Annotated in this window: 3 protein-coding genes; 1 reads left to right on the forward strand and 2 read right to left on the reverse strand. The window is 50.6% G+C overall.

The window, feature by feature from the left end; genetic code table 11:
• The coding region (locus ACESLU_RS13705; protein WP_372639191.1) for an acyclic terpene utilization AtuA family protein at positions 1-695 on the reverse strand (695 nt) is incomplete at its 3' end.
• 369 nt (positions 696-1,064) lie between these two features.
• Here ACESLU_RS13705 and ACESLU_RS13710 point away from each other — a divergent pair.
• Complete coding sequence (locus tag ACESLU_RS13710; protein WP_372639192.1) at positions 1,065-2,135, forward strand: carbohydrate-binding family 9-like protein; 1,071 nt, start codon at positions 1,065-1,067, stop codon at positions 2,133-2,135.
• Positions 2,136-2,342: 207 nt separating this feature from the next.
• Here ACESLU_RS13710 and ACESLU_RS13715 read toward each other — a convergent pair.
• Positions 2,343-2,899, reverse strand: a 557-nt coding sequence (locus tag ACESLU_RS13715; RefSeq protein ID WP_372639193.1) for a hypothetical protein, incomplete at its 5' end; no start/stop codon positions are given.

Consider the following 2,899-nt stretch of genomic DNA (forward strand, 5'->3'; position numbering starts at 1 on the left):
AAATTTTCCACCTGCTCCCAGTCCGTAAAATTCCCCCCCGAAACCTGGGCGCCACACTCGATCAGGTGTCCCGCCACGATACCCGCCGACATCTTATCGGGATCCTCGAGAGACCAGCCGAACTCATAAACCATCGCTGCCAGGGCTAATCCCGCATCGATTACCCGGCCTGTAATAACAATATCCGCTCCCCTGCGGAGTGCTTCGACCACAGTCCGGCATCCGAGGTAGACGTTGGCGCTTAGCAACCGGTCTTTGACCTCGGACACAGGCCGGCCGGTATCTATATTGTTCAACGCGTGACCGGCGGCAAGGAGATCGTCGATATCATCCAGGATATCGTCTCCATCCACCACCGCCACCTTAAGTCCCTCAATGTTCTGCTCTTCCATAGCTTCAAGAACCCGGTCTTTGCAGGCATCCGGGTTAACCCCTCCGGCATTGGAGATCACTTTTATACCCTTTTCTGCTATATCCGGCAGCACCTCGCGGACCACGCCTACAAAATCGCGGGCGTACCCGTGGCTTGGATCCCGCATTTTCTGCTTCTGCAGGATCGACATGGTCACCTCTGCCAGGTAATCCATCACCAGGTAGTCGATAGGTCCCCCCCGAACCTGGTCGACGGGCGCATCAGGCAAATCACCCCAGAATCCCTGTCCCGATGCAATACGAATAGATTTATCCACGGCCATATCCTTTGGGTTACTATTACTGTGCCAAGATAAGGGATTGTCGTGCACTAACAAAAGATAAAGGACGGTTTTAGCCCCTGCACAATCTTCCTTTCTTATTGCTTAGTATCTTATTTTCTTTATTATTTGAACGTGCGGATGCATCGCATATCAGAACAAAAAGGAGGTAAAGACGGTCCCGCAGTAAACCACTCGAAATGATAATGGTTAAGATCGACTCCGAATAATGGGACACCTGCATTTTTTCGATGCTATAACGGTCAGGTCTGAATCTCGACATCAAATTACCTGCATTATAACGTTTATTGAACAGGGTAACCATCCGTATCATATCATTCATCCATCAAAATTTTAAAACCAGTATTTGAAATGAGACCTTTTTATTTGACAGGCCTGCTTATCATGCTATCAACGGGCTCCTTTTTAAACGGGCATACCGACCCTGTGAATATCTGTGACGGACCAGCTAATAAGCTGAAACAGGAGTCGCCTGTATTGAATCAGCAGAGGGCCATAACAAAAAAGCACCTCCCATTTCCACTCCCATTACAAAATCGCTCGGACAGCAGCGATTCGAAACACACCGCTGCCGCTGCCTCTTCCAACTTCGAAGAACAGGTTACGGAGGAATGGCCTTTCCCCTGCAACCGGGATTCTATCAAACGTTATACGGCCTACTATACGCCGGCTGCTCCAACCATAGATGGACAGCTTGACGAAAAAATATGGAACAAGGTAACCCGCTCTCCCCGATTTGTTGACCTTGTCTCCGGTGCTGAAACTATCCACGAGACCCGTGCAGCAGTGCTGTGGGATGACCAAAACCTGTACGTTGCATTCTGGCATGAGGAACCGTTTGTGCAGGGTTCGATGACGGAACGAAACGCCCCCCTTTACCAGGAGAATAATGCCGAAGTGTTTATTGCCGGCAAAGATGCCTATTATGAATTCGAGATCAATACCCTGGGGACCCGCTACGAAGCCTTTTTTATCTGGGAGGAGGCCTATGAAGACGGTGGCTTTAATGCTAACCCGGCTTTTCAGCGTTCAAATCCGCTGGTTAAGAAATTTAATGGCGTGGGCTTTGATACTCATCCCAGAGGATTGCGACTGGGCTCCTGGGACTTTTACTTCCCCGGCTTGCAAAGCGGCGTTTATGTTGACGGAACGTTGAATGACAATAGTGATCGTGACCGGGGATGGACGGTGGAACTGGCTTTCCCCTGGGACGGTATGAAATGGCTGGCCAAAGCAGACCATCGGCCGCTTCCTCCTCGTGATAAAGACACCTGGCGTATTGATTTTTCGCGGTTTAATCCCTACAATGAGGCTCCTCCGGCCGATGACTCCGGGGGCTGGACATGGAGCTCCCATGGGGTTTGGGACTCCCACATTCCCGAATGTTTCCCTTTCATCACCTTTTCACGTGATACGCTATGACACGTTCGCCTTTTAATTTTACCCGCTATATCCAGCTGTCCTCTACCTGGAAGCCGGACTTAGAGAACACGGGAAGGACCCGACGATTTGAGCCCTATTCTGGAGTCTTCTGGGCAAATGGTAGACCTGGTTAACGAAAAAGAGCTCGGAATCCCGCCGCATTCGACCGACTCGCAGTAGATTTTTATTAAGTCCTACAGGGCTTCCCTACAGCGATACCTTGAACCCCGCCATCACGTGCAGGCGGCTGACCTCTTCCCCGGCCCATTCCCCGAATATATCACCGGTGGCGGGATCTTCATAATCGTATAACAGATTCTCATCCTCCCAAAAACTGTATTGGATTCCAAGGTTAAAACTCATGCTCCGGTTGAACCGGGCGCTGAAACCGCCGCTTACCATCTGCCGGCTGCGATCGAAGCTCTCCGTGGGACTGGCAAAATAGGCATACCCGATGCGCGGGGTAAGTTGATTATTTACCTCATATTCCACTCCCCCGCGGAAATTGACCACATCGCTGAAATTTGAGCGAATATTATTGTTAATATCAATTTCCACATCGGTGATTCCCTCTTCATCATACTCGGCATCCGAATAAAACACGCCTTCGGCCGCCGCCGACAAGGTCAGCCCTGCGGGATGGCTGTAGGTAAGCCCCCCTTTCAGCCGCTGCGGGCGGACCACTTCATAGGTAAAGGTACCCGGCGCATCAAATTCTTCGACATCTCCATTGTCAAAAGCCGTGGAAATAACCGTATTGAAGT

The organism is Fodinibius sp. (genome assembly GCF_041642155.1).
Classification (GTDB): domain Bacteria; phylum Bacteroidota; class Rhodothermia; order Balneolales; family Balneolaceae; genus Fodinibius.